The sequence below is a fragment of the Escherichia sp. HH41S genome, from assembly GCF_009820115.1.
Taxonomy (GTDB): domain Bacteria; phylum Pseudomonadota; class Gammaproteobacteria; order Enterobacterales; family Enterobacteriaceae; genus Escherichia; species Escherichia coli_F.
This window is the reverse complement of record NZ_VNXE01000003.1, coordinates 55,110-80,614: the sequence shown is the minus strand read 5'-3', so window position 1 is coordinate 80,614 and position 25,505 is coordinate 55,110. Positions and strand designations below refer to the sequence as shown.

The 25,505-nt window shown below is 55.5% G+C and carries 29 protein-coding genes and 1 tRNA gene; 29 read left to right on the top strand and 1 reads right to left on the bottom strand.

All coding sequences use genetic code 11. The features are described 5' to 3' along the window. The first annotated feature begins 13 nt into the window (after positions 1-13). Genes gspD through yghD form a run of 10 tightly spaced genes read left to right on the top strand, consistent with a single transcriptional unit; the run spans position 14 to position 9,486 of the window. Positions 14-2,074 carry a type II secretion system secretin GspD gene (gspD, locus tag FQZ95_RS00440; RefSeq protein ID WP_000498829.1) on the top strand — a complete coding sequence of 687 codons (2,061 nt, stop codon included), beginning with the start codon at positions 14-16 and terminating at the stop codon, positions 2,072-2,074. Next, positions 2,074-3,567 (top strand): type II secretion system ATPase GspE, encoded by a 1,494-nt coding sequence (gene gspE / locus FQZ95_RS00435; protein WP_160529762.1) that lies wholly within the window; start codon positions 2,074-2,076, stop codon positions 3,565-3,567. Before gspD ends, gspE begins: the two co-directional genes overlap by 1 nt. Next, positions 3,567-4,790, top strand: a complete 1,224-nt coding sequence (gene gspF / locus FQZ95_RS00430; protein WP_105287675.1) for a type II secretion system inner membrane protein GspF — start codon at positions 3,567-3,569, stop codon at positions 4,788-4,790. Before gspE ends, gspF begins: the two co-directional genes overlap by 1 nt. Positions 4,791-4,806: 16 nt before the next feature. Next, on the top strand, positions 4,807-5,262 hold the full coding sequence (gspG, locus tag FQZ95_RS00425) for a type II secretion system major pseudopilin GspG (RefSeq protein WP_001087303.1): 456 nt from the start codon (positions 4,807-4,809) through the stop codon (positions 5,260-5,262). 3 nt (positions 5,263-5,265) lie between these two features. Next, the gene (gene gspH / locus FQZ95_RS00420; RefSeq protein ID WP_160529761.1) at positions 5,266-5,829 is read left to right on the top strand and encodes a type II secretion system minor pseudopilin GspH; all 564 of its coding nucleotides are present in this window, start codon (positions 5,266-5,268) and stop codon (positions 5,827-5,829) included. Beyond that, on the top strand, positions 5,826-6,197 hold the full coding sequence (gspI, locus tag FQZ95_RS00415; protein WP_105287673.1) for a type II secretion system minor pseudopilin GspI: 372 nt from the start codon (positions 5,826-5,828) through the stop codon (positions 6,195-6,197). The genes gspH and gspI overlap by 4 nt, the downstream gene beginning before the upstream one ends. Continuing rightward, the gene (gene gspJ / locus FQZ95_RS00410; RefSeq protein ID WP_105287672.1) at positions 6,194-6,799 is read left to right on the top strand and encodes a type II secretion system minor pseudopilin GspJ; all 606 of its coding nucleotides are present in this window, start codon (positions 6,194-6,196) and stop codon (positions 6,797-6,799) included. The genes gspI and gspJ overlap by 4 nt, the downstream gene beginning before the upstream one ends. Beyond that, positions 6,796-7,773, top strand: coding sequence for a type II secretion system minor pseudopilin GspK (gene gspK, locus FQZ95_RS00405; protein WP_105287671.1), 978 nt, complete (start codon positions 6,796-6,798; stop codon positions 7,771-7,773). The genes gspJ and gspK overlap by 4 nt, the downstream gene beginning before the upstream one ends. Further along, complete coding sequence (gene gspL / locus FQZ95_RS00400) at positions 7,770-8,948, top strand: type II secretion system protein GspL (protein WP_160529760.1); 1,179 nt, start codon at positions 7,770-7,772, stop codon at positions 8,946-8,948. Before gspK ends, gspL begins: the two co-directional genes overlap by 4 nt. 1 nt (position 8,949) lies before the next feature. Then, positions 8,950-9,486: a GspM family type II secretion system protein YghD gene (yghD, locus tag FQZ95_RS00395; RefSeq protein WP_105287669.1), complete on the top strand. Its 537-nt coding sequence runs from the start codon at positions 8,950-8,952 to the stop codon at positions 9,484-9,486. Between the two features lie 147 nt (positions 9,487-9,633). On the opposite strand, the gene FQZ95_RS00390 is transcribed toward yghD, so the two are convergent. After that, positions 9,634-9,712, bottom strand: a tRNA-OTHER gene (locus tag FQZ95_RS00390). Between the two features lie 61 nt (positions 9,713-9,773). On the opposite strand from FQZ95_RS00390, the gene FQZ95_RS00385 reads away from it, so the two are divergent. The 19 genes from FQZ95_RS00385 to FQZ95_RS00295 all read left to right on the top strand — a co-directional run bounded on the left by FQZ95_RS00385 (position 9,774) and on the right by FQZ95_RS00295 (position 25,401). Next, positions 9,774-10,652, top strand: coding sequence for a ParA family protein (locus FQZ95_RS00385; protein WP_001023817.1), 879 nt, complete (start codon positions 9,774-9,776; stop codon positions 10,650-10,652). Beyond that, entirely contained in the window at positions 10,646-10,906 is a 261-nt protein-coding gene (locus FQZ95_RS00380) for a hypothetical protein (protein ID WP_069723027.1), read from the top strand. The genes FQZ95_RS00385 and FQZ95_RS00380 overlap by 7 nt, the downstream gene beginning before the upstream one ends. Then, positions 10,903-11,226 (top strand): hypothetical protein, encoded by a 324-nt coding sequence (locus FQZ95_RS00375; protein ID WP_237427942.1) that lies wholly within the window; start codon positions 10,903-10,905, stop codon positions 11,224-11,226. Before FQZ95_RS00380 ends, FQZ95_RS00375 begins: the two co-directional genes overlap by 4 nt. Then, entirely contained in the window at positions 11,211-11,948 is a 738-nt protein-coding gene (locus FQZ95_RS00370; RefSeq protein ID WP_069723026.1) for a hypothetical protein, read from the top strand. Before FQZ95_RS00375 ends, FQZ95_RS00370 begins: the two co-directional genes overlap by 16 nt. Before the next feature lie 347 nt (positions 11,949-12,295). Next, positions 12,296-13,663 carry an SPI-7-type island replicative DNA helicase gene (gene dnaB-PI / locus FQZ95_RS00365; RefSeq protein ID WP_160529759.1) on the top strand — a complete coding sequence of 456 codons (1,368 nt, stop codon included), beginning with the start codon at positions 12,296-12,298 and terminating at the stop codon, positions 13,661-13,663. Next, positions 13,663-15,375, top strand: a complete 1,713-nt coding sequence (locus tag FQZ95_RS00360) for a ParB family protein (RefSeq protein WP_160529758.1) — start codon at positions 13,663-13,665, stop codon at positions 15,373-15,375. Before dnaB-PI ends, FQZ95_RS00360 begins: the two co-directional genes overlap by 1 nt. After that, on the top strand, positions 15,368-16,093 hold the full coding sequence (locus FQZ95_RS00355) for a DUF2786 domain-containing protein (RefSeq protein WP_069723022.1): 726 nt from the start codon (positions 15,368-15,370) through the stop codon (positions 16,091-16,093). Before FQZ95_RS00360 ends, FQZ95_RS00355 begins: the two co-directional genes overlap by 8 nt. Continuing rightward, a complete protein-coding gene (locus tag FQZ95_RS00350) occupies positions 16,090-16,668 on the top strand; it encodes a DUF2857 domain-containing protein (RefSeq protein WP_047656184.1) in 579 nt (192 codons plus the stop codon). Before FQZ95_RS00355 ends, FQZ95_RS00350 begins: the two co-directional genes overlap by 4 nt. Further along, positions 16,665-16,913 (top strand): ParE family toxin-like protein, encoded by a 249-nt coding sequence (locus tag FQZ95_RS00345; protein WP_000784282.1) that lies wholly within the window; start codon positions 16,665-16,667, stop codon positions 16,911-16,913. The genes FQZ95_RS00350 and FQZ95_RS00345 overlap by 4 nt, the downstream gene beginning before the upstream one ends. 73 nt (positions 16,914-16,986) lie before the next feature. Beyond that, positions 16,987-17,259, top strand: coding sequence for a hypothetical protein (locus FQZ95_RS00340; RefSeq protein ID WP_069723021.1), 273 nt, complete (start codon positions 16,987-16,989; stop codon positions 17,257-17,259). 80 nt (positions 17,260-17,339) lie between these two features. Next, positions 17,340-17,768: an ead/Ea22-like family protein gene (locus FQZ95_RS00335; protein WP_069723020.1), complete on the top strand. Its 429-nt coding sequence runs from the start codon at positions 17,340-17,342 to the stop codon at positions 17,766-17,768. Between the two features lie 103 nt (positions 17,769-17,871). Then, positions 17,872-19,116: an STY4528 family pathogenicity island replication protein gene (locus FQZ95_RS00330; RefSeq protein ID WP_069723019.1), complete on the top strand. Its 1,245-nt coding sequence runs from the start codon at positions 17,872-17,874 to the stop codon at positions 19,114-19,116. Positions 19,117-19,123: 7 nt separating this feature from the next. Continuing rightward, positions 19,124-19,399: a hypothetical protein gene (locus FQZ95_RS00325; RefSeq protein ID WP_160529757.1), complete on the top strand. Its 276-nt coding sequence runs from the start codon at positions 19,124-19,126 to the stop codon at positions 19,397-19,399. Between the two features lie 420 nt (positions 19,400-19,819). After that, positions 19,820-20,512: a PFL_4669 family integrating conjugative element protein gene (locus tag FQZ95_RS00320; RefSeq protein ID WP_160529756.1), complete on the top strand. Its 693-nt coding sequence runs from the start codon at positions 19,820-19,822 to the stop codon at positions 20,510-20,512. A 15-nt stretch (positions 20,513-20,527) separates the two neighbouring features. Continuing rightward, positions 20,528-22,537, top strand: a complete 2,010-nt coding sequence (locus FQZ95_RS00315; protein ID WP_160529755.1) for a DNA topoisomerase III — start codon at positions 20,528-20,530, stop codon at positions 22,535-22,537. Between the two features lie 590 nt (positions 22,538-23,127). Continuing rightward, on the top strand, positions 23,128-23,583 hold the full coding sequence (locus FQZ95_RS00310) for an STY4534 family ICE replication protein (protein WP_000115787.1): 456 nt from the start codon (positions 23,128-23,130) through the stop codon (positions 23,581-23,583). Between the two features lie 90 nt (positions 23,584-23,673). Next, entirely contained in the window at positions 23,674-23,877 is a 204-nt protein-coding gene (locus FQZ95_RS00305; protein WP_160529754.1) for a hypothetical protein, read from the top strand. Positions 23,878-23,892: 15 nt separating this feature from the next. Then, positions 23,893-24,429: a single-stranded DNA-binding protein gene (gene ssb, locus FQZ95_RS00300; RefSeq protein ID WP_069723015.1), complete on the top strand. Its 537-nt coding sequence runs from the start codon at positions 23,893-23,895 to the stop codon at positions 24,427-24,429. Between the two features lie 48 nt (positions 24,430-24,477). Next, positions 24,478-25,401: an Rpn family recombination-promoting nuclease/putative transposase gene (locus tag FQZ95_RS00295; RefSeq protein ID WP_069723014.1), complete on the top strand. Its 924-nt coding sequence runs from the start codon at positions 24,478-24,480 to the stop codon at positions 25,399-25,401. Positions 25,402-25,505: the final 104 nt, after the last annotated feature.

Here is a 25,505-nt window from a genome sequence, read left to right as displayed (position 1 = left end):
AGAATCATTCATCGTGTTTTGGCGTGATATTACGTTGTCGGTCTGGCGTAAGAAGACAACTGGCCTCAAAACAAAAAAGCGTTTACTGCCGCTGGTGTTGGCAGCGGCATTATGCAGTTCACCGGTCTGGGCGGAAGAAGCCACTTTCACCGCTAATTTTAAAGATACCGACCTGAAATCGTTCATCGAAACCGTCGGCGCTAACCTTAATAAAACCATCATTATGGGGCCGGGCGTTCAGGGGAAAGTGAGTATTCGCACTATGACTCCGCTCAATGAACGCCAGTATTACCAGTTATTCCTTAACCTGCTGGAAGCACAGGGGTATGCGGTCGTACCGATGGAAAACGACGTTCTGAAGGTGGTGAAATCCAGCGCCGCGAAAGTCGAGCCGCTGCCGCTGGTCGGTGAAGGCAGCGACAACTACGCGGGCGATGAAATGGTCACCAAAGTAGTGCCGGTACGTAATGTTTCGGTACGCGAGCTGGCGCCGATCCTGCGCCAGATGATCGATAGCGCAGGCTCAGGCAACGTTGTTAATTACGATCCCTCCAACGTAATTATGCTTACCGGACGCGCCTCCGTCGTGGAGCGCCTGACGGAAGTGATCCAGCGCGTGGATCATGCGGGAAACCGCACCGAAGAGGTGATCCCGCTGGATAACGCCTCGGCCTCGGAAATTGCCCGCGTGCTGGAAAGCCTGACTAAAAACAGCGGCGAGAACCAGCCTGCAACGCTGAAATCACAGATTGTCGCCGACGAACGCACCAACAGTGTGATTGTCAGTGGTGACCCGGCCACGCGGGACAAAATGCGCCGCCTGATCCGTCGTCTGGACTCAGAAATGGAGCGCAGCGGCAACAGCCAGGTGTTCTATCTCAAATACAGCAAAGCCGAAGATCTGGTCGATGTGTTGAAACAGGTCAGCGGCACGCTCACAGCGGCTAAAGAAGAGGCGGAAGGCACGGTTGGTAGCGGGCGTGAGGTTGTCTCCATCGCCGCCAGCAAACACAGTAATGCCCTGATTGTCACCGCGCCGCAGGACATCATGCAGTCGCTGCAAAGCGTGATTGAACAACTGGATATTCGCCGTGCTCAGGTGCACGTCGAGGCGTTGATCGTGGAAGTTGCCGAAGGTAGCAATATCAATTTCGGCGTGCAGTGGGCGTCGAAAGATGCCGGATTAATGCAGTTTGCTAACGGTACGCAGATCCCTATCGGTACGCTGGGCGCAGCCATTTCTCAGGCGAAACCGCAGAAAGGCTCCACGGTGATCAGCGAAAACGGTGCCACCACCATTAACCCGGATACTAACGGCGATCTCTCCACGCTCGCCCAGCTTCTTTCTGGCTTTAGCGGTACGGCGGTTGGCGTGGTGAAAGGCGACTGGATGGCGCTGGTACAGGCGGTTAAAAACGACTCCAGCTCGAACGTGCTCTCCACGCCGAGCATCACCACGCTGGACAACCAGGAAGCCTTCTTCATGGTGGGCCAGGACGTTCCGGTATTAACTGGATCTACCGTTGGCTCCAATAACAGCAATCCTTTCAACACGGTAGAGAGGAAAAAAGTCGGCATCATGCTGAAAGTCACGCCGCAGATTAACGAAGGTAACGCGGTACAGATGGTGATTGAGCAGGAAGTGTCGAAGGTGGAAGGACAGACCAGCCTCGACGTGGTGTTTGGTGAGCGCAAACTGAAAACCACCGTGCTGGCTAACGATGGTGAGCTAATTGTGCTTGGCGGTCTGATGGACGACCAGGCGGGAGAAAGCGTGGCGAAAGTGCCGCTGCTTGGCGATATCCCATTGATTGGTAACCTGTTTAAATCGACGGCGGATAAAAAAGAAAAACGTAACCTGATGGTGTTTATCCGTCCGACCATTCTGCGTGACGGTATGGCGGCAGACGGCGTGTCGCAGCGCAAATATAACTACATGCGCGCTGAGCAGATCTATCGCGATGAGCAAGGCTTAAGCCTGATGCCGCACACCGCGCAGCCGGTACTGCCAGCGCAAAATCAGGCCTTACCGCCGGAAGTTCGCGCGTTCCTTAATGCCGGGAGAACGCGTTAATGGTGCCTGTAGCACAGGAAACCACCGCTAACACCGTGCGTCTGCCCTACAGTTTCAGCCGTCGGTTTAGCCTGGTGGCATGGTGCGAAGCGTCGCTGGAGATCCTCCACGTTCATCCGTTGTCGCTCTCTGTTTTGCAGGAGCTGCAGCGGGGGCTGAACGCGTCTTTTACGCTGAGGCAAATCGACGAGACCGAATTTGAACAGCGGCTGAATGCGGTCTGGCAGCGGGACTCTTCCGAAGCTCGCCAGCTGATGGAAGATCTCGGTTCCGCCGAGGACTTTTTTACCCTCGCTGAAGAACTGCCGGAAACGGAAGATCTGCTGGAAAGTGACGACGATGCGCCAATCATCAAACTGATCAACGCCATGTTGGCAGAGGCGATTAAAGAAGGCGCTTCGGATATCCACATCGAGACATTTGAAAAGAGTCTGGTGATCCGTTTTCGTGTTGACGGCACATTACATGAAATGCTGCGCCCGGGGCGCAAACTGGCCTCGCTGCTGGTATCACGTATTAAGGTGATGGCGCGGCTGGATATCGCCGAAAAGCGCGTACCGCAGGATGGCCGTATTGCGCTGCTGCTGGGTGGTCGGGCGATTGACGTGCGTGTCTCCACTATGCCTTCCGCCTGGGGCGAGCGCGTGGTGCTGCGACTGCTGGACAAAAACCAGGCCCGCCTGACGCTGGAGCGTCTGGGGTTGAGCCATGAACTGACCGCGCAGTTGCGCCAGCTACTGCACAAACCGCACGGCATCTTTCTGGTGACGGGGCCGACAGGTTCCGGCAAAAGCACCACGCTGTACGCCGGATTGCAGGAGCTGAACAACCACTCGCGCAACATTCTCACGGTTGAAGACCCCATCGAATACATGATTGAAGGGATCGGTCAGACACAGGTTAACACCCGCGTCGGCATGACCTTCGCCCGTGGCCTGCGCGCGATTTTGCGTCAGGACCCGGATGTGGTGATGGTCGGTGAAATCCGCGATACCGAAACCGCAGAAATCGCCGTCCAGGCGTCATTGACCGGACACCTGGTACTTTCCACGCTGCATACCAACACGGCGGTGGGGGCGATCACGCGTTTGCAGGATATGGGCGTTGAGCCTTTCCTGCTCTCTTCCAGCCTGACGGGCGTGATGGCGCAGCGACTTGTTCGCACACTGTGCACCGACTGCCGCCAGCCCGCGCCTGTCACTGATGAAGAAAAACGCCTGCTGGGGATTACCGACGTGCGTACCGTCACGCTGTACCATCCGCAGGGCTGCTCCGCCTGTAATCACAAAGGTTTTCGCGGGCGTACTGCCATCCATGAGCTGATCGTGGTAGACGCCACATTGCGTGATTTGATCCACCGTCAGGCCGGGGAACTGGAGCTGGAACGTTATGTCCGGCAACACTCTGCGGGTATCCGCAGCAACGGCATTGAGAAAGTGCTTGCCGGAGAAACCTCTCTCGATGAAGTGCTGCGGGTAACGATGGAGGCGTAATGGCACTGTTTTACTATCAGGCGTTACAGCGTAATGGTCGCAAAACCAAAGGCATGATTGAGGCGGATTCCGCGCGTCATGCCCGTCAATTGTTACGCGGTAAAGACCTCATTCCCGTGCACATTGAAGCCCGGATGAATGCATCGGCAGGGGGAATGTTGCAGCGTCGGCGGCACGCACATCGTCGCGTGGCGGCGGCAGATCTGGCGCTGTTCACTCGCCAACTGGCAACGCTGGTGCAGGCAGCAATGCCGCTGGAAACCTGCTTACAGGCGGTCAGTGAGCAAAGTGAAAAACTGCATGTAAAAAGCCTCGGAATGGCGCTACGCAGCCGGATTCAGGAAGGTTACACCCTGTCGGACAGCCTGCGCGAACATCCCCGCGTCTTTGACTCCCTGTTTTGTTCGATGGTGGCTGCCGGAGAAAAATCCGGGCATCTCGACGTGGTACTCAATCGCCTGGCGGATTACACCGAACAGCGACAGCGCCTGAAATCACGCCTGCTGCAGGCCATGCTCTATCCGCTGGTACTGCTGGTGGTGGCAACGGGCGTGGTCACTATTTTGCTGACTGCGGTGGTGCCGAAAATTATCGAACAGTTTGATCATCTCGGACACGCGCTGCCTGCCTCCACCCGCGCTCTTATCGCCATGAGCGACGCGTTGCAGACCAGCGGCGTTTACTGGCTGGCGGGTCTTCTGGGATTTCTGGTGCTGGTACAACGGCTACTCAAAAATCCTGCTATGCGCCTGCGCTGGGATAAAACCTTGCTGCGCCTGCCCGTGACGGGGCGTGTTGCGCGCGGGCTGAATACGGCGCGTTTTTCCCGCACGTTAAGCATCCTCACCGCCAGCAGTGTTCCGCTACTGGAAGGCATTCAGACCGCTGCCGCCGTGTCGGCAAATCGCTATGTCGAACAACAACTGCTGCTGGCGGCAGATCGCGTCCGCGAAGGGAGCAGCCTGCGCGCTGCGTTGGCGGAATTGCGCCTGTTCCCACCGATGATGCTGTACATGATCGCCTCCGGCGAACAGAGCGGCGAACTGGAAACCATGCTTGAACAGGCCGCAGTCAACCAGGAACGGGAATTTGATACCCAGGTGGGGCTGGCGTTGGGGCTGTTTGAGCCTGCTCTGGTGGTGATGATGGCGGGTGTGGTGCTGTTTATCGTCATCGCCATCCTCGAGCCGATGCTGCAACTGAACAATATGGTTGGAATGTAATTTACGGAGTTATCACATGAATTCGTTATCCCGCACACAAAGACCACGGGCAGGTTTTACCCTGCTGGAAGTGATGGTGGTGATTGTTATTCTTGGCGTCCTGGCAAGTCTGGTGGTGCCTAATCTTTTGGGCAACAAAGAGAAAGCCGATCGGCAAAAAGCCATCAGCGATATCGTGGCGCTGGAGAACGCGCTGGATATGTATCGACTGGATAACGGGCGTTATCCGACCACCGAACAGGGGCTTGAGGCGCTGATCCAGCAACCGGCCAATATGGCGGACTCCCGCAACTACCGTCCTGGTGGATACATCAAACGGCTGCCAAAGGATCCGTGGGGCAATGATTATCAGTATCTCAGCCCGGGTGAAAAAGGACTGTTTGATGTTTACACCTTAGGGGCGGATGGTCAGGAAAACGGGGAAGGTGCTGGCGCAGATATCGGTAACTGGAATTTGCAGGAGTTTCAGTAATCAGTGCCCAAACGCGGATTCACACTTCTGGAAATCATGCTGGTGATTTTCCTTATCGGCCTTGCCAGTGCGGGCGTGGTACAGACTTTTGCGAGCCGTTCTGAATCGCCCGCGAAAAAAGCGGCGCAGGATTTTCTGACTCGCTTTGCGCAGTTTAAGGACAGGGCAGTGATCGAAGGGCAAACACTCGGTGTGCTAATCGACCCGCCTGGTTATCAGTTTATGCAGCGTCGTCACGGGCAGTGGTTGCCCGTTTCCGCGACCCGCTTATCGGCACAGGTTACGGTGGCGAAACAGGTGCAAATGCTGCTACAACCCGGCAGTGATATCTGGCAGAAGGAATATGCGCTGGAGCTGCAACGCCGTCGCCTGACGCTGCACGATATTGAACTGGAGCTGCAAAAAGAGGCGAAAAAGAAGACGCCGCAGATCCGTTTTTCGCCTTTTGAACCCGCCGCGCCGTTTACGCTGCGCTTCTACTCGGCGGCGCAAAACGCGTGTTGGGCGGTAAAGCTGGCGCACGATGGCGCGTTATCCCTCAATCAATGTGATGAGAGGATGCCATGAAGCGCGGATTTACCTTGCTGGAAGTGATGCTCGCGCTGGCGATTTTTGCGCTGGCTGCCACGGCGGTGTTACAGATTGCCAGCGGTGCGCTGAGTAATCAGCAAATCCTTGAGGAAAAAACGGTAGCGGGCTGGGTAGCTGAAAACCAGACCGCACTGCTCTACCTGATGACCCGCGAACAACGGGCGCTCAGGCACCAGGGCGAGAGCGATATGGCAGGAAGCCGCTGGTTCTGGCGAACCACACCGCTGAGTACAGGCAACGCGCTGCTCCAGGCGGTGGATATTGAAGTCAGCCGTCACGAAGATTTTTCGTCGGTGATTCAGTCACGACGCGCCTGGTTTAGCGCCGTGGGAGGCCAGCAATGAAAAAGATTAGCGCAGGTTTCACATTACTGGAAATGCTGGTGGCAATTGCCATTTTTGCCTCACTGGCACTGATGGCACAGCAGGTGACAAACGGCGTCACACGCGTGAATAGCTCCGTCGCCGGATACGATCAAAAACTGAACCTCATGCAGCAAACGATGAGTTTTCTGACCCACGATCTGACACAAATGATGCCGCGTCCGGTAAGAGGCGATCAGGGCCAGCGTGAACCAGCGTTACTGGCGGGCGCTGGCGTGCTGGCGTCTGAGAGTGAAGGGATGCGCTTTGTGCGTGGCGGTGTGGTTAATCCATTGATGCGTCTGCCGCGCAGTAATCTGCTCACCGTCGGTTACCGCATTCATGACGGTTATCTCGAACGGTTAGCCTGGCCGCTGACCGATGCCGCAGGCAGCGTGAAGCCAACAACGCAAAAGTTGATTCCGGCGGATTCACTTCGTTTGCAGTTTTACGACGGCACTCGCTGGCAGGAAACCTGGTCATCAGTGCAGGCGATCCCTGTGGCAGTGCGCATGACTCTGCATTCGCCGCAATGGGGCGAGATTGAACGCATCTGGTTGTTACGCGGGCCGCAATTATCATGATCACCTCACCACCAAAACGCGGAATGGCACTGGTCGTAGTGCTGGTATTGCTGGCGGTCATGATGCTGGTAACCATCACGCTTTCCGGGCGGATGCAGCAACAACTTGGGCGAACGCGCAGCCAGCAGGAGTACCAGCAGGCGCTGTGGTATAGCGCCAGTGCAGAAAGCCTCGCGCTGAGCGCACTCAGTCTGAGCCTGAAAAATGAAAAGCGCGTGCATCTGGCGCAGCCGTGGGCTTCCGGCCCTCGTTTGTTGCCACTGCCGCAGGGGCAAATTGCCGTCACTCTGCGTGACGCTCAGGCCTGCTTTAACCTGAATGCCCTTGCTCAACCAACAACGGCGTCGCGTCCGCTCGCGGTACAACAACTGATTGCCCTGATCTCGCGCCTGGATGTGCCTGCTTATCGGGCCGAACTGATAGCCGAAAGCCTGTGGGAATTTATTGACGAAGACCGCAGCGTGCAGACGCGTCTGGGCCGTGAAGACAGCGAGTATCTCGCCCGTTCGGTACCGTTCTACGCCGCCAATCAACCGCTGACCGATATCAGCGAAATGCGCGTGGTACAGGGAATGGACGCCGGCCTTTATCAAAAACTCAAACCGCTGGTCTGTGCGCTGCCGATGACCCACCAGCAAATCAACATCAACACCCTGGACGTCACGCAAAGTGTGATTCTTGAGGCGCTGTTTGACCCGTGGTTAAGCCCTGTTCAGGCGCGGGCGTTATTACAACAACGTCCGGCGAAGGGCTGGGAAGATGTCGATCAGTTTCTTGCACAGCCGCTACTTGCTGACGTCGATGAACGTACTAAAAAACAGCTAAAAACCGTCCTGAGCGTGGACAGCAATTACTTCTGGCTGCGTTCAGATATCACCGTGAATGAGATTGAACTGACGATGAATTCGTTAATTGTCCGCATGGGCCCACAACACTTTTCTGTTCTCAGGCATCAGACAGGAGAAAGTGAGTGAGTTCCATGCTTGAGATTTTTTTCCCGCTTTGCGCCGCTGATTCCATCCGTTGGCAGCGTCGTGCCGCCGACGTGGAGTGCGGCATCTGGCCTGACGTTGCTGACGAACGTCTCCAGCAATGGCTGCAAACTGATGCGATTCGACTCTACATTCCCGGCGAATGGATCAGCGTCTGGCAGGTTGAACTGCCTGATGTCCCCCGCAAGCAGATACCAACTATTCTGCCCGCCTTACTGGAAGAAGAGCTGAACCAGGATATCGACGAACTGCATTTTGCCGCGTTGAAAATCGACCAGCAACAGGCAACCGTGGCAGTGATTCACCAGCAGCATATGCGCAACATTGCGCAGTGGTTGCAGACAAACGGCATTACCCGCGCCACCGTTGCACCGGACTGGATGTCCATTCCTTGTGGCTATATGGCTGGCGATGCGCAACGGGTTATCTGCCGCATCAATGAGTGCCGGGGATGGAGCGCCGGGCGGGCGCTGACTCCGGTCATGTTCCGCGCACAGTGCAATGAGCAGGATTTACCGCTTTCGCTAACCGTGGTCGGCATTGCTCCGGAAGAACTGTCTGCATGGGCTGGTGCGGACGCCGAACGCCTGACCGTTACGGCTCTGCCCGCCATTACCATTTATGGCGAACCGGAAGGGAATCTGCTAACAGGGCCGTGGCAGCCTCGGGTCAGCTACCGAAAACAGTGGGCGCGCTGGCGGGTGATGATTCTGCCGATATTGCTGATTCTGGTTGCGCTGGCAGTGGAACGGGGCGTGACGTTATGGAGCATCAGCGAACAGGTGGCGCAAAGCCGCACCCAGGCGGAAAAAAAGTTCTTAACACTGTTCCCGGAGCAGAAGCGGATTGTGAATTTGCGTTCCCAGGTGACGATGGCGCTGAAAAAATATCGCCCGCAGGCCGATGATACCCGGCTGCTCGCCGAGTTGTCAGCGATAGCCAGCACCCTGAAATCAGCATCACTTTCCGACATCGAAATGCGTGGTTTCACCTTTGATCAAAAACGCCAGACGCTCCACCTTCAGTTGCGGGCCGCGAACTTTGCCAGTTTCGACAAACTGCGTAGCGCACTGGCGGCAGATTATGTTGTGCAACAGGACGCGTTACAGAAAGAGGGTGATGCGGTTTCCGGCGGCGTAACGTTGCGGAGGAAATAACATGTTACGCGATAAATTTATTCACTATTTTCAGCAATGGCGTGAACGCCAGTTAAGCCGTGGCGAACACTGGCTGGCACAACACCTAGCGGGGCGTTCTCCGCGCGAAAAGGGCATGTTACTGGCTGCGGTAGTGTTCCTGTTTAGTGCCGGATATTACGTCCTCATCTGGCAACCGCTGAGCGAACGGATTGAGCAACAGGAGACGATGTTGCAGCAACTGGAGGCAATGAACACCCGACTGAAGCGCGCCGCGCCGGATATTATTGCAGCGCGAAACTCCGCCACAACAACGCCTGCGCAGGTATCGCGGGTCATCAGTGATAGTGCTTCCGCGCACTCGGTGGTCATCAAACGGATAGCCGAGCGTGGGGAGAATATTCAAGTCTGGATAGAACCTGTGGTGTTTAATGACCTGCTGAATTGGTTAAACGCGCTGGATGAAAAGTATGCGCTGCGGGTGACACAAATTGATGTCAGCGCTGGTGAGAAGACTGGGATGGTGAATGTGCAGCGGCTGGAGTTTGGACGGGGATAAAGTATCAGGAGATTAATATCAATAAAATTACTCTCGTTAACGTGGCGAGAGTAATTCCCCCAGCCCTTATAAGCTAAGTTTTTTCGTGAAGGTTATTGTCAGATCCAAAAGCAAAAACCCGCCTTGTGGGCGGGTTCTTTAGAATAGTGGTGCCCGGACTCGGAATCGAACCAAGGACACGGGGATTTTCAATCCCATTGTTCTGGCTTTCACGGGTAATCCGGACTGTCAGACAGGAGTCTTCAGTGTAGTTCATTGGTTGCACATTTTAAAGAGAGAGTGTGCCAGTGAACATTCTGCCCGTTGTGTCCACCAAAGGTGGCGAAGGAAAATCAACCCAGTCTGCTAATCTTGCCGGTTTTCTGGCGGATGCCGGCCTCCGTACCCTGCTGATAGACGGAGACCATGCCCAGCCCACGGCAAGCAATATCTTTCCGCTGACGTATGAAGCGCCGGCCGGTCTTTTTGAATTACTGATGCGCACGGCTGACCTCAGTCATCCCGACAACATCATCTCCCGCACGGCTATCGACGGCCTTGACCTGATAGTCTCCAATGACCCCCATGAACAACTGAAAACGGCCATGCTTCATGCACCGGATGGTCGCCTCCGTCTGCGTAATGTGCTCCAGCATCCGCTTTTCCAGAGCTATGACGTCATTGTGGTGGATTCACAGGGCGCGCGTTCCGTCATGCTGGAAATGATTGTGCTGTCTGCCACGGAGTCTGTGGTGGGGATGGTGAATCCGGTTCTGCCGGATGTGCGTGAGTTCATTCGTGGCACAGTCAATGTCATGGAAAACCTGTTGCCCTACCGTGAACTGGGTATCCCCCTGCCGAAAGTTCGCACCCTGGTTAACTGCATGGATTATACGGCGCTGGCCAGACAAACACTGGCGGAGCTGACCGACATTATTAACTCAGGTCGCTACAGCAAAGTGCTACCAGAAGGCGCGGTCACCCTGCTTTCAACACAGATTTATGACCTGAATATTTACAAACAGGGACACGCAGCCGGCCAGCCGGTGCACCGTCTTGAAAAAGCGTCTGCCCGTCGCAGTGATTCTGCGCTGGTCACCATGCACAGCCTGGCCTGTGAGCTGTTGCCGGAGTGGAGTGAGTTTTTTGATGAATTACTGGAACACGGAGGCATACGCCAATGGTAAAGCCGTCGTTTAAATCCCTGACAAGGCGTGGACGGATAGTGTGCGTCGGATGTGGTTATTCCGGTGTGCGGTTTGGTGATGCTGCAGGTCAGGACACCCGGCAGTGGGTGAAGGTGAATCATGAGAGCGGGCTGGGGCTGTGCTCCGGCTGTGACACCTTTCTTTTGCAGGAACGCCAGCGTCGTCAGCGGCATGACCAGCTTTTTTCATGTGGTTTTACCGGCAAAAAGCGAAAAACGAAGGAGGTGGTATGAGTGTTTCTGTAACACGCACCTTTGTTCGCAGCGAAGTCATCAATGCCGGACGGCAGTTGTTGATGATTTGCATTCATCTTTTTTCCTTTTTAAGTCAATTGGTTATGAATATAAAGATGCTGTCCGTACCTTCTGTCCGGGGTCGCCAGACTTACCGGTCTGAAAATGTACAGACAGTTACCGGGATTTTATTCCCGACAGCTGTACGTCCGGCACCCTTTTTCCTTTTTTTACACAGCCAGGTTTCCGGTTATCTGCGGGGAAGTGACGCACCTGGCGGGCTGAGAGATATGGAGGTGAAAGAATGTCTTCCTCAGTGAAATATTCTCCGGTTCCGGCGGTCTTAACCCGCCCTGAATTACTGGCTGAACTGAACCTGCTGATGACCCGGATTGCCAGTGGGTGTCGTGTGGGGATTCCGGCGTCATGTCGTCCGGTCATTGCGGTGCACGGTGATTATGTTTCATACAGTTCCCCACGCACCGGACATGTTTTTCAGGACGGTTCCCGCCCGGAGACAGTGATGACCGTCAGTAACCGGGAACGGATGTGCGAATGGTTCAGTCAGGTCTGGCTTCCGCTGCATCTGGCTGCCCTTGAAGGCGATGAGAGCGCTTTTTTCAGTGCGGAGGTCAATATGGTGCGCCGGGAGCTGCAGCGCGTTCCGGGAGATTCAGTGAACTGCATGTGCTGGGCAAGCCTTGCTGCACTGGCATTTGATGCTGAAGAGCGGGTGGAACTGCAGAAAGGCAATAATGAGAACACCGCAACATATGATGAGAGCATCGCAACATATGCATTCCGTGCTGCCTGCACTGTGAGTCGCTGTCTGAGCCGGAATGCTTCCGGAGGTATTCCGCGCTCATACCCTGAATGGAAAGCGATTTTGTTTCCCCGTGATGGTGCTGACATTTTCCCCGACGGGTGGCTGGAAAATATGACCCGTCGGGCTGAACGTGTTTTTACAAGTGCGAAACGTCAGTGTGGAATGCTCTCAGCCAGTCAGGCAGCGCTTTTTTCTCAACGTGTTGAAATGGAGTGAAAGGATGAGCCGATTCAATACAGTTCGGGGGAAAGGGGTTACAGAGCCCGTCTTTTTCCGTCATGACTTTTCCGTTACTCAGCAGCCAGAACTGCAGGGTGTATTTCACTTCAGATTCAATGCCGGACGGCAGTTGTTTTTCTGTATTCATAAGATTTTTCCTTTAAATCAACTTGTTATGAATGAACGGATGCTGTCCGTACCTTCTGACCGGGGTCGGCAAACTTACCGGTCTGAAAACGTACAGACAGTTACCGGGATTTTATTCCCGACAACTGTACGTCCGGCACCCTTTTTCCTTTTTTCACATAGCCAGGTTTCCGGCAGTCAGAGGGGGAGGGTACGCCATGGCTGAAGTGTCAGTTCTTTGTGCATACGAAGCAGAGCAGGCCGTTCTGGGGGGCCTGATGCTGGAGAATGAACGCTGGGATGAAGTGGTGCTGATGCTGAGTCCTGACGATTTTTATGTGGCTCCGCACCGGGCCATCTTCCGTGCCATGTCTGAACTGGCGGTGAATGGACAGCCTCTGGACCTGATTACACTGTCAGAGCATCTGGAACATCAGGGCAGGCTGGACCTATTGGGTGGTTTTGCCTATCTGGCCGAGCTCAGCAAGAACACACCTTCTGCGGCCAACATCATGGCCTATGCGGGCATTGTGGTGGAGAAAAGCGTTCTGCGTCAGTTACAGGCCACCGGAAACACCCTGATTGCTGATGTGGCGGCACCGAACGCCACATCACGGGAGGTGCTGGATGCTGCAGAGCGGCGTCTGTTTGCACTTGCGCAGAACAGGACGCTCCGGGAGCGCACGGAAGCCTCTCTTTCATCCGCGCTCGATACGGTTCTGCAGCAACTGGAAAGTGTGCTCGGTTCCGGCGGTGTGACCGGTACCCCCACGGGATTTGACTGTCTGGATGAGATGACCTGTGGCCTGCAGCCCGGTGACCTGGTCCTGCTGGCTGCCCGTCCGTCAATGGGGAAAACGTCTCTGGCGCTGTCCATGTGTATCAGTGCCGCCCGGCGACGGACAGAAGAGAGCGTTCTGGTATTCAGCATCGAGATGCCGAAGGAGCAACTGATTCTGCGCATGCTTTCCATGCTGGGACGTGTGGAACTGAATCATCTGCGCAGTGGCAACATGGATGATGAGGACTGGGCGAGGGTGTCATCTGCGGTTGGCATGGCGCTGGGTGACGGAGGTATGGATACGCTGGGTGAGCGCCTGATAATTGATGACTGCAGCCAGCAGACACCATCATCGCTGCGTGCCAGTGCCCGCCGTTATACCCGCCTGTACGGTAAACCCGCTCTGATTATGGTGGATTACCTGCAGCTGATTCGGGCGCCGGAGCTGGAGAACCGCACACAGGAAATTGCTGAAATTTCCCGTTCCCTGAAAGCGCTGGGGAAGGAGCTGGGGTGTCCGGTGCTGGCCCTCTCCCAGCTTAACCGTCAGGTGGAACAGCGTGCAGATAAACGCCCCAATAACGGTGACCTGCGTGATTCCGGGGCACTGGAGCAGGATGCTGACCTGATTATGTTTATTTACCGCGACGAGGTTTATAACCCCGATTCACTGGCAAAGGGGGAGGCTGAAATCATTGTCAGCAAGCAGCGTCAGGGACCCACAGGCACGGTACGGGTCAGGTTCGACGGTCGTTACACACTGTTTACGCCCTCTGAAAATGACGGGCAGGGAGGATATGCGTGATGGCACACAAGCCACTGAATCTCGGGGCTGCCATTATGCAGCCCGGTCGTCAGGCCAGTGCCGCCGGTAATGTGGTGGCGCTGGGGGAAACCCCCATGATTCTGACGCTGGACCAGTTACGTCCGAATCCGGATAACCCGCGCACCACGCGCAATCCGCGTTATGACGACATCAAAAACTCCATTCACGCCCGCGGGCTGGATACGGTGCCCAAAGTCACCCGTATGCCGGACAGTGAGCCGGATGTGTATATCTTCAGTGACGGGGGAAACACCCGTTACCAGATACTGACGGAACTCTGGAAAGAAACGGGGGACCCGCGTTTTTACCGTATTCATGTGCTGTTCAAACCCTGGCCGGGACGGCTTCAGTGTGTGATTGGTCATCTGGCGGAAAATGAAGTTCGCGGTGAACTGACCTTTATTGAGAAGGCGCAGGGCATCCACAAGGCGCGCCTGATTTATGAAGAGCAGTTAAACAAAAGCGTGTCCATGCGGGAGCTGTCGTCATTACTGACGGAGCAGGGACTGCCGGTTGACGCCTCCAGTATCAGCAGGATGGAGAACGCCCTGAAATATCTGTACCCCTGGATCCCCGAACTGATGGAGTCAGGACTGGGGCGACATCAGGTTACGGCACTGCTGGCACTTCGTCAGGACGCAGAGCGTGTCTGGGGGCAGTTTGCGCTGGCGTCCGGCACGGATGCGGAATTTGACCGTGTGTTCGGGGAAAGCTGCCGGAAGTTTAATTCGCCGGAGCTGTGGTCACTGGAGATGTTCCGCGATGAGCTGATTGGAGATTTATTGCAGGCGCTGCCACATCCCTCCCTGGACTATGACCGGTGGCTGCTGGAGCTGGATCCAAAAGAGCGGAACCGTCGTCACCATTTTGGTGAGCCGGAACCGGTGGTGGTACCGCCTTCAGTCCGTGACAGTGGCACAGTGCCGTCAGGTGCACCGGTATTCCGTACCCGGTCTGAGGCACCGGAGCGTCTGCCGGATACGAACGCAGAGCCGGTACCGGAAATCTCTGCCCCTGATACTGAGCCCGGACAGCATGGTGTTGCCCGAACGGAGAACGCTGTTTCTGACACAGACCACACTGAAAAATGTGGGCTTCCTTCCCCCGAGGAGCGTGCAGACAAGGTGTCTTCTTCTGCTGAGAAAGTTCGGCGTTCAGAGATACAGCCGGATATGTACGGTGGCGAGCCGGTTTTCAGTGGTGATGCGGTGGAAACGGGTATTGCCGGGTCCGCTGTGCCATCCGTTATGACCGGCGATACAGCGCCGTCCGGAACACCTGATGTCCTTCCCGCATCGGTGACGCATTTTGCTGAAGGACGGGATGATATCGAGCATCTGCAGAATGAGGCCTTCCGGCTGGCATGGGAACTGGCTGAGTCTGCCGGCTGTGCTGAAGAAATTGCCATGGACAGGGAAAGTGACCTGTCGGCTGGTTTCGGGACTGCAGAGGAGAAATGTTCGCCGGTGACGGCATTTCTGGTGGGGCTGACCGGTGATGCACCGCTGACAGTGTCTCCCGTCAGTCTGACAGACCTGCTGACAGGTGGCAGTGCGCCGGAGGCATGGCCACTGCTGGATGATGAACATGCCGTGAAGCTGCTGCGTCTTCTGAGTGTGCTGCGCCGTCTGCGCGCCCTGCAGCGCAGTGTGTTACCCGAAGATGATGAGGAGGATGAAAGTGATGAGTGATATGTCGCATCAGGAGCGTCTGGTCAGACGGGTCAGGAAACTGCTGGAGCTGAGCCGTAATAACAGCAATGCCCATGAGGCCGGGCTGGCGCTTGCAAGGGCGCAACAGCTGATGGCGAAACACGGTATCACGGAGCAGGATGCCGGACTTTCTTCGGTACAGACGTCTTCATCACAGGGGGCACCTTCTGAGGCTGAAAAAGTTCCGGCGTGGATGTTTCGTCTGGTCATGGTGGTGTCACAGACATTTGGCTGCAGGGCGTATTACGACTGGCGGTTGATGCCCGGAGGCCGGTATCGTCGGTGTGTGACGTTTTACGGTTTCAGTGAACGTCCTCAGGTGGCGGCTTATGCGTTTGATGTTCTGTGCCGTCAGCTGAGGGACGCAACGGATGCGTATCTCCGTACACAGAGCCGGCGGCTGAAACTGAGCACCCGCCGCGCCCGGGCTGCTCAGTTCCGTGATGGCTGGGTTCAGGGCGTTCGTCAGGTGGTGAGGCCATTCAGTGTGACAGAAGAGGAAAGCCGGCTGATGCGCCTCTGGCTGGAGCTGCAGGAGATGGAGACGGTGGACCCCCGGGAGGTGAAAGCCTGTCGCGGCGGTGACCTGGCCCGCTGGCAGGGGTATGAGGCCGGGAAAAATGCCTCACTGCATCATGGTGTGGGGGGAACTGCCCGCCAGATGGTGCCGGGGCTGATGATACGGGAGGCGTCATGAATAACAGCTTATCTCAGGCAACCAACGGCCTGCTGATGCAACTGGTGATGGACCTCAAGAGTGGCTACCTGCGTCGTTGTGAATCTCTGGGACTGGCCCGGGAGGAAATGCAGATGCTGCAGGGACTGACCATTGAGGAAATCCATTACCTGTCGAACTCGGAAGTGTCGGTTATCCGGCTGGACATTAATCATGAAAATCTGCTGCGTATGCTGCAGCAGGCCCGGACGGAGCAGAAACGTCTGCAGCGCATTGACCGTGCACTGGCGCTGGGTGGCTCCATTGAGCTGATGGCGTTTTACTTTGGACTTTCCAGTGTGGATGTTGCGGCGCGCCGGCGCATTGCCGGTATTGATGTTCGTCCGGGACGTGGCGTCACGCTGAGCGATGAGGAAAGTGCAGAGCTGTGGCGGTTATGGCAGAAGGCGGGCATCACGGATGTGGAGAGTGCGGACGGACTGGATGTCATGATGCTGGCTGCGGAGCAGATGAATATCCCGCTGACGGCTATCTGGCACGCAGTAAGGGGATGGTGTACTGACCGGCAGACGGAGCCGGTAAGGAATGCGTCATGAAAATGACAGAACTGGCACCGGGCATTCTGGCCAGCCCGTGTGTGCCGCCAGCCTGCTGTCGTAAGGCAGTTCAGATGGTCAGTCTGTTCCGGCAGGGTGTGCGTAATTACCGGCAACTGAATGACCGGGGGACCCGTTATTACAAGATAAACGTCGGACGCGCCTGGCGTCTGCTGAGCCGTAACCGGGGAGAGACCTGGGAACTGCTCAGCCATGAGCGTTATAACACTGCCAGACGTAAATGAAACGTGCAGGCCGGACCGGAGTATCGGGGCCGGCCCTGTTGACGACAAGGTATTGCACAGGAAATTGATTCCCATGAATGAGCTTAGCTGGAAGGCGTTAAGTAAGGCGGTAAAAAGATATCAGGATGTGCTGTCGTGGAGTCGTTCAGACAGACACAGTCCGGGCGCTGAGCGGGAATTAGCAGCTGCAGCCGGAAACATCAGGAAGGCCATTGGTGATCAGGAAATTGACGTGATTGTGGAACTGGTGACGGAACTGGAAGATGCAGAACGGAAAATCGCAGTATACACCCTCTTATCATGGATGTGGGCATTACTCACCCTGTGCATCATGTATTTCCGGTGAACGGGTAAAACGTGAAATTGCGTGGGAACTGGATGATGGTTCTCGCAGGGTGTTAAGGGGTGAAAAACAGGAGGCAATCAATGAACAGTATTCATTATCAGGCACTGCGTGAGGCAGCGCAAAACTATCAGTCGATGCTGGCGTGGAATGAGGCTATCCCGGATAGCCCAAACGCAGAGGTTGATTGTGATGAAGCTTTGGCTGCGTTTAAGCGTCAAATTCGTCCCAGGGAAGTGGATATTATAGCCGATCTGCTGGATGAACTGGAAGCCGCAAAAAAGCGTATTGCAGAACTGGAGGAAGAGAAAGAAACGTTGCGTCCGGTTGGTGTTATGAGCAGGAGAGCATTTTGGCGGCTTGAGAATAGAGAGTCACGATTTATTGCACTTTGGCCCGGACCGGGAATATGCCTGCTGCGTAAACGTCCTGATGACGGCGTTATTGTTTACGCCAGAACCGACGCCGGCATTGGTGTGAAGCAGCAAAATGACACAGGGATTAAGGATTAATCGAAAATGTTTAGCCAGCCCCCTGCATCCAGCAGGGGGCTGTAATAAGCATTTTTGTACCGGATAAAAAGCGGCGATATTGCCGCTACTGAATGAGGTGATTATGGCGTTACCAGCGGAAAGCCTGATTGCGTATACCCTGGAAAAAATGAAGCACCGTATGGCCACCGGAGCCCGGAAGGAGGAGGGGCGAATACGCAGCGGACTGTTGTTCACCGGCAATGTGCACGATGCCATTCCGCGTCGTCTGTTGCTGGATACGCGTCTTTCACCGCTGGACAAGATGGCATGGATGATGATCCGGCTGTATGCACAGAATAATGAGGGGGCCATTTTTCCCACTTATGACGAACTGCAACTGCAGCTGGCATCCCCGGGAAAGGGAAAAGCTTCCAGAGAAACCGTCAGCCGGGTATTGCTGATGTTGCGGATCACGGGCTGGCTGAGCCTGTGTAAACGGGTACGTGATGATAAAGGCCGGGTTCGGGGAAACATTTACGCCCAGCATGACGAGCCCCTGACGTTCTGCGATGCAGAGGCGATGGATCCGCGTTATCTGGATATAGTGGCAGAAGCCTGTATGAGCCGGAACCGGACCATCAGTCAGACGGCACGGGATATTCTGGGTGAAATAAAAAATGATCCGGGAATGCGCCACTATCACAGCCATATCAGTCAGCTGGAAGCCCGGATAGGAAGTGCCCAGACACCAGGGCAGATGGCTGCCCGTCAGCGGGTGACGGAGGAAAGAATGCGGCCGGGTTCGGAAACCGAACCGGTGGTGAGAACACTGAGTTCGGCACCGGAAAAGCTGAGTTCGGAAACCGAACCGGGTAAAAAAATGGGGCAAAAAAGACAGAGTTCGGATTCCGAACCATCAGGAAAATCAGCAGGTTATCACAGAGTCCGGGAACCGAACCATTACGTACGTAATATCACACACAGTGTGATTAAAAACACGTACGTACTGCCGGCGTCGCTGACGGGGCAAATCAGGGAGGAAGATGCCATTATGCTGACCAGCCAGTTGCAGGCGTTGCCGGAAGCGCTGGCACAGGGTGTACTGGAAAGCCTGTCTGGGGTGCTGGGCAGTCAGTCACTGCAGAACCCGGTGGGCTGGCTGCTTGCGGTGCTGAAGCGTGCCCGGGAGGGAAATTTTTATCCGCCGAAACAGAAACAGCGCGTCGCTGTATCGGCTCCCATGCAGGCGGGAGCAGGAGATCGCTCCACTTCGCAACCTGTTGTCACCCGGAAACGTACAGAACCCATTTCAGCAGAACGTCTGAGTGGCATTGTGGCAGGGTTACGGGCCTCCCTGCGTAACCGTTCTGCGATAAGAGCCCGGTGATGGCGTTGTGCTCCACGTTTTCAGAGAACAAAAATCAATCAGTGTTGCCCGGGGCAAAAGAGAGCAAAAATTAAACAGTGTTGCCCGGGGCAACATAGAGCAAAAATTAAACAGTGTTGTCCGGGGCAACAGAGAGCAAAAATTAGACAGTGTTGTCCGGGGCAACATAGAGCAAAAATTAAACAGTGTTGTCCGGGGCAACAGAGAGCAAAAATTAGGCAGTGTTGCTCGGGGCAGCATAGAGCAAAAATTAACCAGTGTTGGCAGTGCCAACAGAGTGTAAAAATTATGCTGCGTCAGCAGCATGGAAGGCGGCGGCACCGAATATCCTGGAACATCTGACGGTAAACCGCCGAAGCCCGGCGTCAGCCGGAAATGCCCTGACAGGATGCTGTGTTTCCCCGGCCCTGCCAGACCCTGTTTGTTTCAGGGAAAAGCCAGTATTGCATAAAGGGACCGGAGGACAGGGGAAAACCAAATACTTGTCGCTAAGTCATGGGATGGGCTTTTTTTCACCGGGCTCACTTATCGTTTCTGATATCGGTATGATCTGATGCTCACCGGTGCTGGATCACGGGCACCGGTGTACTGAGCTTCCCTTTCTTCCCCATTTTTCTGTGGCCTGAATCTGGTTTTCTGTTGTTCCTTCTGCGCTTCGTCCTGACGATCACACTTTAATCCCTGATCGTTATAAGGAACTGATATGAGCGAAAATAAACAGGACCAGAAAGAAGTCCGGGCCGGTGCATTGCAGTCTTCGCTGTCCATTCTGTTACACACCCATTATGCCATTCGCCTGTGGGAAGGGCGCAAAGCGGAGAAGGTTTCCGGTGATGGTAAACCCCGTCCGGGTATCATCAGCATGCCTCAGGTCATTGCCCGGGCCGGGCAGGCAACCCGGGATGCGGAGCGTGATAATCCCTGGGCGGATATGCTGCTGGTCAGGCTGGAAGAGGCATTATCGCAGGCATCGGAACAGATCCGTCAGCAGGTCGCCGGGCTGGAGGCGGTGTTGAACAGTATTCCCGGTAATATCGTGATCTCTGATATTGCATCATCTTCGCCCGTGAACATTGATGTTTTCAGCAGCTCTCCGCTGGGGTATCGCTGCGTCTGGCTGCTTGTGGGGTATGACGAACTGGTCATGAAAGCGTTTCATGCCTTTCACTACGGGCTGATTTCGCGGGCGCAGCGGGACAACATACTGGATACCGGGGGGCACGCTGTCCGTAAGGTGTATGGTGTGGCGCAGTCCTACAAAACGGTTCATGCCACCCGGCAGGATATTTTATCCGGCACGGAGAAGGGCAGGGTGGCTGTCAGCCGTTTTGGTCAACCGGATCCGGATATCATGAGCGGTAAAAAACGCTCTGTTTTTTCTCCGCCCCTGAAATAATACAGCGGAGGTACCATGCAACTCTATTTGTGTGAAAAACCGTCACAGGCGCGGGATATTGCCCGGGTGCTGGGGCTCAGCGGGCGGGGAGAGGGCTGTATTGAAGGTGATACTGTCACGGTCACCTGGGCTGTGGGGCATCTGCTGGAGCTGGCGGCTCCGGAAGCGTACGGGGAGCAGTTCGGGGTTCCCTGGCGTATGGAGTCACTTCCCGTTCTGCCGGAAAACTGGCAGATGACGGTTAAACCGCAGACGAAATCCCAGTTTACGGTGATCAGCCGCCTGCTGAAGCGTGCGTCTGAAGTGGTGATCGCCACGGATGCGGACAGGGAAGGAGAAGTCATCGCCCGGGAACTGCTGGCGTACTGCCGGTACCGGGGGCCAGTCCGCCGGCTGTGGCTGTCAGCCCTGGATGAGGCCAGCGTCCGGGAGGCGCTGGCAAATATTCTGCCCGGTGAGCAGACGGCCCGTCTGTATGATGCCGGCCTGGCCCGTGGTCAGGCTGACTGGCTGATCGGGATGAACCTGACGCGCCTGTATACCCTTAAAGCCCGGGCGTCGGGGATCCCGGATGTGTTATCCGTCGGAAGGGTACAGACGCCGACACTTGCCATGGTGGTCAGACGGGATCAGGAGATTGCCGGTTTTGTACCACGCCCCTGGTGGCAGGTGTTTGTTGGGCTGGAGAAAGACGGGATCCGGTTCCGGGCCGTCTGGGTGGCGGCAGATCAGTACTGCGATGAAGAGAAACGGTGTGTGAACGTTCAGGCGGCCCGGGCCGTTCTTCAGTTGTGTCAGCAGACACCGTCAGCGGTGGTGCATGAGGTGACCCGGAAGCGTGAAAAAACACCGGCTCCGCTCTGTTTTTCGCTGGGTACACTGCAGGAGGCCTGCTCCCGGAAATTTGGTATGGGGGCGCAGACTGTGCTGAATATCGCGCAGTCCCTGTATGAGACGCACAAAGCCACGACGTATCCCCGGACGGACTGTGGCTATCTGCCTGAATCCATGCAACAGGAAAGCCGGGAGGTACTGGCGGCAATGGCGCGCTCAGATCCCGCCCTGACGCCGGTTCTGGCGCAGCTCGATCCCGGTTTTGTTTCACGTATCTGGAATGACAAAAAGATTACGGCACACCATGCCATTATTCCGACCCGGCAGGTCTTTGATATCAGGGCACTGAGTGAGGATGAACTGAAGGTGTATCAGCTCATCCGTCAGCATTATCTGGCCCAGTTCCTGCCCCTGCAGGAATCTGATATTACCGATGCAACACTGACGCTCGGCGGGCAACTGTTCAGAGTCCGTGGGAAAGTGAATGTGGTGACGGGCTGGCGAGGCCTGTTTTCCGGGGAGGCCGCAGAAGCTGCTGAAGGCGAAGATGAACAGACGACGGAAATGGCGTTGCCGGCGCTTGAACGGGGTGAACACTGTCGGATTAGTGGTTCAGAACTCAAGGATCGGATGACGTCACCTCCGGCTCCTTTTACGGAAGGAACCCTGATTGCCGCCATGAAAAATGCTGCCAGTCAGGTCAGCGACCCGAAGCTGAAAAAAGTGCTGAGGGAGAATGCAGGTCTGGGGACGGAGGCCACGCGGGCCGGTGTGCTGGAGGTGTTATTTGCCCGGCAGTATCTGGAGAAGAGCGGGAAGCATATCCGGTCAACGCAACGGGGCAGGGAGCTGACGGCAGCCCTGCCGGAAGCCCTGACCAGCCCGGGAATGACGGCGTTGTGGGAGCAGGCTCTGGATGATATTGCACAGGGCAGAATGTCGCTGGATACCTTTATGGACAGGCAGCAGCAGTGGGTGCGTCATCTGGTCTCATCCGGACGGGAACAGCCCTTCAGTATGACGGTTCCGGTGACGCCGCCGTGCCCGCTTTGTCAGGGGCCAACCCGGCAGCGAAAGGGAAAGCATGGGCTGTTCCGGAGCTGTCAGCGGTATCCTGAGTGTAAGGGGGTGGTGAACACGCAGAAAAAGGCCGGGCGGCGAAAAAAAACGGGAAAAACTAAAACGGAGTAATCTTAATTTCTCCCTGTTCAGGATCGGGTAGTGTGGTTAAGCTTTGATGCAATACCCTGCTGACCACAGTGGAGCGGGCAGCTCCAGGGTCCGGTAACCCGTAATGCACACTCGCGGGGTTACAAGGCGCATCCCCTCCGTGAAAACCGCGCCGGGATTTATCCCCGGAGATGATGAGAGTTAACCCCGGGGGCTGGTATCCCCCTCAGGCACCGGAAATCCCGGTGCCTTTTTTATTTGTTTTAGCGTTGACATTTGTCTGTGGTGATTTAAAGATGACCGGGCTTGACTGTCGTTTTTACGACCACCAATGTTCCGGCAGCCTGTGAGGAACGCCTTCGGGTGGCTGCATTCAACACCCCCTGAGCCTGAAAGGGTGGTGCATTCCACGTGAATGGGGTAAATCTGCGCGCTCTTGAGAGCAGAATGTCGTCACAAAAAGCGCATTATGACGCGACGATGAGGGCTTTTTTATCTGTTCAGACAGCCGGAATTCAGCTGATCCGGCATCCCCGACGGGAACATTCACTCCCGTCAGGGGCGGTGATGTTCTCCGTCATCACATTTTTTAACTCCATGGAGAAATCATCATGTCTGTAAATACTGCCAAAACTGAATACTTTAATCTGACCCTCAAAGGTCTGGGGTATCTCAGTAATGTACGTCAGGTGAATCACCAGAACGGCTCGTTTCTCAGCTGTGTGGTGAATGCGCTGAGCGGACCCACGGACAGCCCGTCCTACGTCCGTTTTGATGTCACGGTTGCCGGTAAGGAGGCAACCTCCCTGATTGCCCGCTGCCAGAAAGCGGTGGATGAAGATCGCAAGGTGCTGCTTGGCTTCACGCTGAGCAACCTGTCCACTGACATCTTCACCCTGAACAAGGGGGAGCATGCCGGTGAACAACGCGTCAGCCTGAAGGCCCGCCTGATCAAGGTGGACTGGATCAAGATAGGCCAGGAGATGGTTTACAAGGCTGAAAAATCAGACTCCCTGCCGCCGCAAAACGGCACCATGCAACAGCAATACGCAGAAAACTCTTTCTGATCGTACTTTTCTCAACCGTCCTGATGAAAACAGACTGCCTCATCAGGGCGGTCTGTTTTCTTATTGTCTTTATCTTTAAGGAAACTTCCCATGCAACAGCCAAATGGCATTCTGGCCGCACAGGCCGGTTATACGTTACCCCTTCAGGTTCTCCGCAGCGTACGTGGTTATTATATTGGTACTCAGTGTGATGAGGGACCGGTGTCCCGCGAATCCGTGGAGTATTACAGAGACCATGAGCAGGCGGTACAGGCGCTGGAAAACGGCACCTGGACGCAGCGGACGTGTGCGTGAGGATGAGGAGGGCATATGGCGTCACGCGGTATTAATAAGGTGATACTGATAGGACATCTTGGACAGGACCCGGAACTCCGTTACTTCCCTAATGGCGGCGGAGCTGTGGCGAACCTGACCCTGGCCACCAGTGAATCCTGGCGTGATAAACAGAGCGGTGAAATGAAGGAGCAGACCGAGTGGCACCGCGTGGTGATTTTCGGAAAACTGGCGGAGATTGCCGGTGAATACCTGCGCAAGGGTTCACAGGTGTACATCGAAGGTCAGTTAAGGACCCGGAAGTGGTTCGATCAGCAGAATGGTGTTGATCGCTACGTAACGGAGGTGGTGGTGAGTGTCAACGGCACCCTGCAGATGCTGGGCTCTCCGCGCCAGCAGGGCAGTGGCGCCGCGTCCGCACACAGCGGTCAGGGAACTGCCGGTGCGCCGGCGGGTAACTCACCGTCACCGGCTTCCGGGAACGGCGGGGGAATGCCGATGGATTTTGACGACGACATTCCCTTCAGTGGACCGGGATATGGCGCTGAACGGCGGATTATCCATGCCATGTAATGTTAACCCCGGGGGCATCACCGCCCCCATTTTTATCAAGGAGGTATCGTGAGTGAAAAAAATCATACCACGCCCACGCCACACGATGCGGCGTTCAGGGCGATGATGGAAACCCCTTCGGTTGCAAGGGATTTTCTGGAAGCCGCGTTGCCGCCGGCACAGTTACAGCGGTGCGACATGAACACCCTGAAGCTGGAGCCGGCCACGTTTGTGGATCCGGATCTGCGTCAGTATGCCAGTGATGTTCTGTGGAGCATGAAAACCACCGATGGCCGTGATGGTTACATCTACGCGCTGACGGAACATCAGAGCTCTGCGGATCGTTTTATGGCCCTGCGCATGATGCATTATGTGCTGGCGATAATGTATCGTCACCTGAAAACGCATAATCAGGCCCCCATTGTGATCCCGGTGCTTTTTTATCACGGTGAACCCAGTCCGTATCCGTACAGCCTGAACTGGCTGGACTGTCTGGACGATCCGGCGCTTGGTCGGGAGCTTTACGGCGAAGGAAAGCCTCCCCGCGTTATTGATGTGGGTCTTCTTGATGATGAGGGTATCCGCTGCTATCAGCAGATGGCTGCCCTGATGCTTCTGATGAAGGTCCGTCAGCGGAAGGGCGATCTGATGACGCAGCTTGACTTTCTGTCACAGTTGCTTCAGATACAGGGAACACACGATCAGGTGGTGGTTCTGTTAAACTATATGGTGAAGGCGTGCGATTCGGCTTCACCGGAATTTATACGGGCGATGGCAGAACATCTGCCCCGGTATGAGGATGAGATTATGACTATCGCTGAACGGCTTGAACTGGCGGGTATCGAAAAAGGTATCGAAAAAGGTATCGAAAAAGGTATCGATCTCGAACGACAGGAGACAGCCCGTCGCTTACAAAAAATGGGGATGTCTTTTGGTGTCATCAAAGAGGCCACACAGTTGCCTGATGATGTCCTGAAGAAAATCCTGCATTAATATACACCGCCCGGTATTGCCGGGCTGCAGAAGGTGAAAAAACTTCCTGCTGATCATCACGCCTGCCTTCGTGCAGGCGTTTTTTTTGTTTACTGATAATGAGT

Excerpts from the sequence above, each read along its gene's own strand:
- gspE (WP_160529762.1), top strand. The coding sequence starts at position 2,074 with ATGGTGCCTGTAGCACAGGAAACCACCGCTAACACCGTGCGTCTGCCC.
- gspF (WP_105287675.1), top strand. The coding sequence starts at position 3,567 with ATGGCACTGTTTTACTATCAGGCGTTACAGCGTAATGGTCGCAAAACC.
- gspG (WP_001087303.1), top strand. The coding sequence starts at position 4,807 with ATGAATTCGTTATCCCGCACACAAAGACCACGGGCAGGTTTTACCCTG.
- gspI (WP_105287673.1), top strand. The coding sequence starts at position 5,826 with ATGAAGCGCGGATTTACCTTGCTGGAAGTGATGCTCGCGCTGGCGATT.
- gspJ (WP_105287672.1), top strand. The coding sequence starts at position 6,194 with ATGAAAAAGATTAGCGCAGGTTTCACATTACTGGAAATGCTGGTGGCA.
- gspK (WP_105287671.1), top strand. The coding sequence starts at position 6,796 with ATGATCACCTCACCACCAAAACGCGGAATGGCACTGGTCGTAGTGCTG.
- yghD (WP_105287669.1), top strand. The coding sequence starts at position 8,950 with ATGTTACGCGATAAATTTATTCACTATTTTCAGCAATGGCGTGAACGC.
- FQZ95_RS00380 (WP_069723027.1), top strand. The coding sequence starts at position 10,646 with ATGGTAAAGCCGTCGTTTAAATCCCTGACAAGGCGTGGACGGATAGTG.
- FQZ95_RS00375 (WP_237427942.1), top strand. The coding sequence starts at position 10,903 with ATGAGTGTTTCTGTAACACGCACCTTTGTTCGCAGCGAAGTCATCAAT.
- FQZ95_RS00370 (WP_069723026.1), top strand. The coding sequence starts at position 11,211 with ATGTCTTCCTCAGTGAAATATTCTCCGGTTCCGGCGGTCTTAACCCGC.
- dnaB-PI (WP_160529759.1), top strand. The coding sequence starts at position 12,296 with ATGGCTGAAGTGTCAGTTCTTTGTGCATACGAAGCAGAGCAGGCCGTT.
- FQZ95_RS00360 (WP_160529758.1), top strand. The coding sequence starts at position 13,663 with ATGGCACACAAGCCACTGAATCTCGGGGCTGCCATTATGCAGCCCGGT.
- FQZ95_RS00355 (WP_069723022.1), top strand. The coding sequence starts at position 15,368 with ATGAGTGATATGTCGCATCAGGAGCGTCTGGTCAGACGGGTCAGGAAA.
- FQZ95_RS00350 (WP_047656184.1), top strand. The coding sequence starts at position 16,090 with ATGAATAACAGCTTATCTCAGGCAACCAACGGCCTGCTGATGCAACTG.
- FQZ95_RS00345 (WP_000784282.1), top strand. The coding sequence starts at position 16,665 with ATGAAAATGACAGAACTGGCACCGGGCATTCTGGCCAGCCCGTGTGTG.
- FQZ95_RS00340 (WP_069723021.1), top strand. The coding sequence starts at position 16,987 with ATGAATGAGCTTAGCTGGAAGGCGTTAAGTAAGGCGGTAAAAAGATAT.
- FQZ95_RS00335 (WP_069723020.1), top strand. The coding sequence starts at position 17,340 with ATGAACAGTATTCATTATCAGGCACTGCGTGAGGCAGCGCAAAACTAT.
- FQZ95_RS00330 (WP_069723019.1), top strand. The coding sequence starts at position 17,872 with ATGGCGTTACCAGCGGAAAGCCTGATTGCGTATACCCTGGAAAAAATG.
- FQZ95_RS00320 (WP_160529756.1), top strand. The coding sequence starts at position 19,820 with ATGAGCGAAAATAAACAGGACCAGAAAGAAGTCCGGGCCGGTGCATTG.
- FQZ95_RS00315 (WP_160529755.1), top strand. The coding sequence starts at position 20,528 with ATGCAACTCTATTTGTGTGAAAAACCGTCACAGGCGCGGGATATTGCC.
- FQZ95_RS00310 (WP_000115787.1), top strand. The coding sequence starts at position 23,128 with ATGTCTGTAAATACTGCCAAAACTGAATACTTTAATCTGACCCTCAAA.
- FQZ95_RS00305 (WP_160529754.1), top strand. The coding sequence starts at position 23,674 with ATGCAACAGCCAAATGGCATTCTGGCCGCACAGGCCGGTTATACGTTA.
- ssb (WP_069723015.1), top strand. The coding sequence starts at position 23,893 with ATGGCGTCACGCGGTATTAATAAGGTGATACTGATAGGACATCTTGGA.